Below are 6823 nucleotides of genomic sequence, written 5' to 3'. Positions count from 1 at the left end.
GATGACACACATAACCCTTATAGTAGATAATGTATGCATTTGATCATAATTTTAAACAAATGTCGATCTGTTTAAATTTTAATCGATCGCTGCTCTAGTCAACGTCCCTGAAGTTTTTAGCCGCTCCAATTTTTTGACCATCAAACGTTTAATAGACAGCGCCGTCAACCCGCGGTGATTCGCTAATGAGAACTTAAATAGCTCAGATGATTACGCCTTGATTTATATATTTTGACTTGTAACCAGAGTAGATAATGAGTATATTCGCATGCCAAATAGGAGTATTTAATGGCTGATTTAGAAAAATCGATGATAACTCTTGCAAGGCAAGCCTTGGATAATGCCTATGCGCCCTACTCCAAATATCGTGTGGCTTCTTGCTTATGCAGCGAAGATGATACGTTATATACGGGCGTTAACGTCGAAAATGCCTCTTATGGTTTAACTGTTTGCGCAGAAACTTCAGCAATTTGTCAAATGATTGCCGCAGGCAGGAAAAAAATAAAAAGCCTCGTTATATTGAGTAGCGATAATTTACTTTGCCCACCCTGTGGAGCTTGTCGTCAACGCATCGTTGAATTTTCCACTCCGGATACATTAATCCATTTGTGTAATACCCAAAACATAATAGAATCGATGCGTGCAGAAGAGCTCTTACCTAATACCTTTAGTCTTAAGTCTCAATCTGGATTATCAAATGATTAAAACTAATACTACCTCAGCTCACTTGGCAGCAGAACAAATTAAACAAAGAATGCCCGGATTTAAACCTGTTATAGGCATTGTACTTGGCTCAGGATTAGGCAGCTTTGCTGAACAGCTGGAACATGCTGTTTCTATTAATTATGAACAATTACCTGGATTTCCCAAGCTTACTGTTCATGGTCATGGCGGTCATTTAGTATCCGGTTATTTATTTGGAGTAGGCGTTGTTTGCTTACAGGGGAGGGCTCATACTTATGAAGGAACAGACTTTGAAGTTATTCGAACCTATGTTCGCACCCTGAAATTGCTAGGCTGTGAGTATTTTCTTGCCACTAATGCTTCAGGTTCCTTACGTGAAGATGTAGGCCCTGGAGAGCTGATGCTAATTACTGATCATATTAACATGCAACCTGGCAACCCTCTGACAGGCCCTAACGATGAAGAATTTGGTCCTCGTTTTATTCCTCTGGATAATGCCTATGATCAAGCAATGCGGGAACAATTTTTACAAATCGCCCACAGGGAAAATATATCATTGCATCAGGGAGTCTATCTTTCAGTGCTGGGACCTAATTACGAAACAGCTGCTGAAATTAGAGCATTTCGTATCTTGGGGGCTGATGCCGTAGGCATGTCAACTGTTCCTGAAGTTCTGGTTGCCAATCATTGCGGAATGAAAGTGGCTGTTATCGCGACCATTACCAATTACGCCACAGGGCTTGCATGCAACAGCCATAGTCATGAAGCCGTAGTGCTAACGGCTTCAAAAGCGGCTGAAAAATTAAACCAGTTAGTCAAACAGTTCATAGCAGGATTGGCGTGAATCTGGAGACAGACTGCTTAAAGATACTTCGTGAGTTGGAAGAAGGAAGCTTGAAGGATACCCGGGCACTAAGTATTGAAGCGATTTCATTAATCGATCTAACCTTGCTTGATGAATCTGCTGACAGCCAGGCGCTTGATTTGTTGACTCAAAAAGCCAATTGCCATCTTGTGGCAGCTATTTGTGTCCTGCCACAACATCTTGAGCGCCTGATGCCCGCTGCTTCAATAAAAAAGGCAACCGTTATTAACTTCCCGGAAGGTACACAGTCAACTCATCAGGTTTTAACCTCTATTGAAAAGGTTATAACAAAGTATGTCATTGATGAAATTGACTATGTTTTCCCCTATCAAAGCTACCTTGGCGGTGAAAAAGAGTTTGCCCTCGCCCAATGTCAACAGGCTTACAGACTTTGCGAGCAGCAAAAAGTTACATTCAAAGTGATCCTCGAAACAGGCGCCTTTCCTTCATTAGTATCTATTTATAACCTGAGTACCGAAATAATCAATAATGGTTGCAATTTTTTGAAAACCTCTACTGGAAAGATAACTCAGGGAGCAACACCTTCTGCTGCATTTGCACTGTTAAGAGCCATTAAAGATAGTGGAGAAAATTGTGGCATAAAGGTATCAGGAGGCATCAAAAAGCCGGAGCAAGCCTTTTTATACATGCGATTAGCAAAGCAAGTGCTAAACAGAAAACTAGAGAAATCCTGGTTTCGCATTGGTGCCAGCAGTTTGCTGGACGAATTAGTCTCTTACAAAGTTAAGGTTTAGTTTGCGCTGTATGTTGTGGTTCCTCTTTTTTAGCAACATCACTATTATGCGTTATTTGTTCCAAACGTGCCTTATAGCTTTTTGTATTTTCTGCCTTGTGGGTTTTTTTAAGGAAATCAGCCTCGATATCTTTTGCTATATAGACTGAATTCCCCTCTTGGTATAATTTTGTTTTATTGCCATACCCCATCGCGTCACTAAAAGCACGCGCTTCTTTCTTGTTTGCAAACGTTAATTTCATCGAATAATCTATAATCCCCCGGGTATCTTGAGATTTAGCTTCAGTCACATATTCTATAGATGGTGGATTAGAAGTCTGAATCGTTGTGGCGGCAGCTTGCGCCTTTGTCATGCAGGCTTTAGCCAACTCAGTCAGCTGAGGTTTAGATAACTTATCAGGATGAGGGGTTTCATAATTTTGATTAATGTTTACTTGCAGAATCCTGGTAACAGCTTCTGAAGTCAGATACACTTTATTTTCATTCTGAAATAAATTTTTTCTATCATTGACTGCCACCAAATTGTTAAATGCCCTCGCTTGCCTGGTGTCTTTGAACGTTAATTCAACAGGGTAATTTTGAATATTATTCCCACCATACTTTACCTGATAATTCCCGGATTGTATTTGGGTATTATTAAAAGTGGGACTTGCTGCCAGTCTGGTTTGCAAATCAAACTGAACACCTGGTGTTACCTGCTGTACTGACTGTACTGGCTCTTCTTTCTTTTTCTTAGCCTCTTTAAATTCATCAGTAAACGCCTTGTCACAAGCATTCATATCCGGTAATGTTTTTAATTCCCCCTCTCTTGTAGACATGACCGCATCTACAGCAATCCCTGTGCCATTGTTTAGAAAGGCTGAGTTATCGTCACTATGCTTGTAATTCAACTTTTTATATTTTGCTTTAAAATCAGCCTCAATATCCTTAGGATTTTGAGATTTCAATCCAAAATCACTTGTTGGCAGCATTCTCTTACCGGCATTCATATCACCGCCAACAATGATTTCAAGGCCAGGATGACTATCTTTTATTTTATTGACGTCATTGAGCAATTGGTTCAAGTTAACGCGTGGCGCTTTTGATGATTTTTGACTTTCAGCATGAACATTGACAAGCAGGTGTTTCTTCCCATCACTTCCTTCCACCAAGCTAACTAATACCTGGCCTGCTGAGTCGGGAGTTGGAAGGGTCGCATATTTTTTCTGTAAATCACCTACATCATCCTGCAATTTCTGCTCTTTAGCTGTTAAGGTAGCGCTGGCAAACTTGCGAGAAAAGGTCAGATTACCAAACTCGTGAGTTCCGTTTTTGCTATAGTTCACCTCAAGTTTTTGCTTGGGTTGCAGGTATTTTTCTATTGCCGCAACAAACTGCCTTTGCTCACCATGAGGCATTTCCTGCAACATACCATTATCGATTACTCCCTCATTCATTTTTTTCGCAATCGCATAAGCCTGCATTTCCAAATTTGCACCTAAAGTGCTTTTTGATTTAGAAGCATTATCCTTATCTAAATTCCAAATAAGCGTTTTTCCAAATAAATGAGGATGGTGATCAGAGTGCAGCTCTTTTGTTTCACCCGGAGCATTTAAGCTGGCTTTGGTGACTATCGATTTGGCCATTTTTCACCCGCATTTGTATATATTTAATAAAGTATACAATAAATGGTCATCCAAGATACTCAATTGATTAATTTTTTACAATTAATGTCAGTGGTAGCCACCCAATAAAGGCAACCACATCAGCAAACCATATAGACTATTAGATGAGAAAGCTTTCAAACAGCTTTCCGGGTCGCGTTTAACCAATAATCTTTGCTGATAAAATAGAATCAGCGCTGCCATAACCCAACAAACTGTAAAGGTTAATGAATTAAGTTTTAGCATCAAAGGCAGCCAGAGAAGATGGAAGGTTAATTGCAAGAAACCAATAATCATTCTGTCGTAACTTGCAAAAAGAATAGCGGTTGACTTTACACCAATACGTAAATCATCTTCACGATCAACCATCGCATATTGAGTATCATAAGCGACAATCCACATAAAATTAATTGCTAACAGGATAAACATCGTGTTATTAAGTAATGCATCAGAAGCAACGAAAGCCATGGGGATCCCCATAGAAAAAGCAACACCCAATACTAATTGCGGGCTTTGAATAAAACGCTTGCAAAATGGATAAATAATAGTTATTAAAACTGCAATTAAAGCATATAAAAAGCAAGTCTCTGGTAATTGAATCAAAACAGTTAATGCCCCCAGCAACAAACTAAAAAGCAAAAATAAGGCTTCGATTAAACTGACCTCACCTGTCGTTAGCGGCCTTTCTTTCGTCCGCTTTACATGCAAATCGATATGGCGATCAGCAATGTCATTAACAACACAACCCGCTGCACGCATTAAGATTGTGCCAACAAAAAATAATAAAACCAGAAGTAGAGGCGGTTTCCCTTGATTTGCGATCCACAGAGCCCAGGCCGTCGGGAACCATAGCAACAAAATGCCCACTGGCTTGTGAAAGCGCATTAACTGTAAATAGCTTTTCCACTTCAATTGACTTTCCTCAAAAAATCAGGCAGCAGTATTTCTACAAGATAGAAAGGTGATTGTCCAGAAAAAGAAAAACTGGAAAATCGAAGCCAAAAATGATTACCCTTCCCTCTTAACGATTGAGGGAGCCAATAATACTCAAGGCAAGAATCATTAACCGGATAATTACGCATAAAATCACGTTTAACCTCAGGCGTATTAAAAACGATTAAACCTAATGATTCTTGTTTTAATCGATGAAAAAAAGCAGTATGGGCCTGATAAGAATAATCAGGAATAATAGTTCGCGCATACCAGCAAGCATTTCCATAGGCTTGCATCAGAATTTCTCGATGTATTACTAAATCCGTTGATAAACCGAGTACAAACTTCTCCCACCATCCTGATTTTGCCCATCGCTGATTAAGTACCTCCAGCCTGGCTTCTCCTGCTTCTTTCTTCAGTTTTTCTGTTAATGAAAATTCATGCTTAAGCCAAGGTAATAAACACCCTGGCGGAGCTGTTTCTGTTAACAATTTTATAGGCTGATTTAACATTTATTAAACTCTCTGTGTTCAATATCCTGCAGTCAGGATGCCTTGAGCTCCTCAACTTAATGGGGCAGTCCATTACTTACTCTATTTGATATCTTTTTCTCGTATGATGATTTGCTGATGCGACCAAATCGATTAACGACTAACTTTACATGAGCAAATTCCGAAACAATGTCAAAATGACCGCTTAAAGCAGCATGATTTAAGTCATTTGAAAATAAAAGATAATCATTCGATTGAAACCCTTTCCAACTGAGCTGTACTCCAGGATGAGTCCATTGCCACTGATAGAGCAATTTATCGCCCGATTCGTATTGATGCTTTGGGTTATCAACAAAGAGAATCATTCCTTCAGACCAGTCTTTATGAGGTAAGGGAGCCAACAGTAAAGCCGATTCAGATACAAGGGCCATATTTCGTGCATAATGGATCGCTGAATTTAGCTCATCCACCACTAGATTCAGTTGATTTTTATGTAAGAATGGTGACCAGGATGGCAGACACATAAATAATATAAACCCTGATAAGCCCAAATAAATTAATAATTCAAGTAAAGTAATACCACGGATATTTCTCACGTATTTTCCGATAAGAATTTTTTCACCAGCAGAAGATCGGCATAGCTCTTTTTTTTGTCTGCAGGATTTCGTAATAAGTAAGCCGGATGGTAACTAACCATAAACGGTGTGTTGTTATAATTATACAATTTTTGCCTTAATTGATTTAAAGGTAAGGGTTTATTAATTAAAAACTGACCAGCAAAACGTCCCATTGCCAGAATCAAAATTGGCTTAACCAGGTCAATTTGACGAGCAAGGTAAGAGCTACATTGTATAATTTCTTCTGGTTTTGGATCACGGTTATTCGGGGGACGACACTTTAATACATTGGCAACGTAAACACTTTGCTCATCAAACCCTATGCTATGCAGCATTTGATTTAGCAACATTCCTGCTTTGCCGACAAAAGGCAAGCCCTGCTTATCCTCATAAAAGCCCGGGGCTTCCCCGATTATCATTAACTTCGCTTGAGGATTACCCCGGGAAAATACAGTCTGGCTACGTGACTCATGTAACGAACACTTGGTACAAGCAACTACTTCCTGAACTAACAGGGACAATTCTTTTTCACGGGAAGAATTGTTTGTACGCATTACCCAAGAGTCTATCCCCATAGCCTGCAGATAATACTGGCTCAATGCATTTGACATAAATAATTAATCAATAAAGAAGAGATCCGATTATAAATGAATTCATCATCAAACGCTAAAGGAAGAGCCAGGGAGTGTTATTAGAGTCTGTTGACATTTCAACTTAAACTGCCCACTTCCCGCGCTTTATGCTTCCAATTGGCCCTAAGTTTTTATTGACAAAACATTTTTGAACATTTCTGCAGCAATTCCTAGAGCTTGAAATCCCAACCACATTGATTTGAT

At 39.4% G+C, this 6823-nt stretch carries 8 protein-coding genes; 3 read left to right on the top strand and 5 right to left on the bottom strand.

Annotation, left to right across the window (positions count from 1 at the left end; translation table 11 throughout):
- The first annotated feature begins 288 nt into the window (after positions 1–288).
- The 3 genes from cdd to E1O65_RS12225 are packed head-to-tail and all read left to right on the top strand — an operon-like array spanning position 289 to position 2304.
- Positions 289–705 carry a cytidine deaminase gene (gene cdd / locus E1O65_RS12235; protein ID WP_133133877.1) on the top strand — a complete coding sequence of 139 codons (417 nt, stop codon included), beginning with the start codon at positions 289–291 and terminating at the stop codon, positions 703–705.
- Positions 698–1528: a purine-nucleoside phosphorylase gene (locus tag E1O65_RS12230; RefSeq protein ID WP_133133876.1), complete on the top strand. Its 831-nt coding sequence runs from the start codon at positions 698–700 to the stop codon at positions 1526–1528. Before cdd ends, E1O65_RS12230 begins: the two co-directional genes overlap by 8 nt.
- The gene (locus tag E1O65_RS12225) at positions 1525–2304 is read left to right on the top strand and encodes a deoxyribose-phosphate aldolase (protein WP_133133875.1); all 780 of its coding nucleotides are present in this window, start codon (positions 1525–1527) and stop codon (positions 2302–2304) included. The genes E1O65_RS12230 and E1O65_RS12225 overlap by 4 nt, the downstream gene beginning before the upstream one ends.
- Here E1O65_RS12225 and E1O65_RS12220 read toward each other — a convergent pair.
- From E1O65_RS12220 to E1O65_RS12200, 5 genes are all read right to left on the bottom strand, one after another.
- Positions 2294–3928 carry a hypothetical protein gene (locus tag E1O65_RS12220; protein WP_133133874.1) on the bottom strand — a complete coding sequence of 545 codons (1635 nt, stop codon included), beginning with the start codon at positions 3926–3928 and terminating at the stop codon, positions 2294–2296. The genes E1O65_RS12225 and E1O65_RS12220 overlap by 11 nt on opposite strands.
- 87 nt (positions 3929–4015) lie before the next feature.
- On the bottom strand, positions 4016–4858 hold the full coding sequence (gene ubiA / locus E1O65_RS12215) for a 4-hydroxybenzoate octaprenyltransferase (protein ID WP_133133873.1): 843 nt from the start codon (positions 4856–4858) through the stop codon (positions 4016–4018).
- The gene (locus tag E1O65_RS12210) at positions 4855–5391 is read right to left on the bottom strand and encodes a chorismate lyase (protein ID WP_133133872.1); all 537 of its coding nucleotides are present in this window, start codon (positions 5389–5391) and stop codon (positions 4855–4857) included. Before E1O65_RS12210 ends, ubiA begins: the two co-directional genes overlap by 4 nt.
- Before the next feature lie 56 nt (positions 5392–5447).
- Positions 5448–5966: a GspH/FimT family protein gene (locus E1O65_RS12205; RefSeq protein ID WP_133133871.1), complete on the bottom strand. Its 519-nt coding sequence runs from the start codon at positions 5964–5966 to the stop codon at positions 5448–5450.
- Entirely contained in the window at positions 5963–6598 is a 636-nt protein-coding gene (locus E1O65_RS12200; protein ID WP_133133870.1) for a uracil-DNA glycosylase, read from the bottom strand. The genes E1O65_RS12205 and E1O65_RS12200 overlap by 4 nt, the downstream gene beginning before the upstream one ends.
- Positions 6599–6823 lie beyond the last annotated feature (225 nt).

It is taken from the genome of Legionella sp. W10-070, from assembly GCF_900640175.1.
Classification (GTDB): domain Bacteria; phylum Pseudomonadota; class Gammaproteobacteria; order Legionellales; family Legionellaceae; genus Tatlockia.
The sequence above is the reverse complement of the archived record's forward strand: the minus strand, read 5'-3'. Positions and strand labels throughout refer to the sequence as shown.

Coding starts and splice junctions, on each gene's coding strand:
- E1O65_RS12220 (WP_133133874.1), bottom strand. CDS start 3,928: ATGGCCAAATCGATAGTCACCAAAGCCAGCTTAAATGCTCCGGGTGAA.
- cdd (WP_133133877.1), top strand. CDS start 289: ATGGCTGATTTAGAAAAATCGATGATAACTCTTGCAAGGCAAGCCTTG.
- E1O65_RS12210 (WP_133133872.1), bottom strand. CDS start 5,391: ATGTTAAATCAGCCTATAAAATTGTTAACAGAAACAGCTCCGCCAGGG.
- E1O65_RS12200 (WP_133133870.1), bottom strand. CDS start 6,598: ATGTCAAATGCATTGAGCCAGTATTATCTGCAGGCTATGGGGATAGAC.
- E1O65_RS12230 (WP_133133876.1), top strand. CDS start 698: ATGATTAAAACTAATACTACCTCAGCTCACTTGGCAGCAGAACAAATT.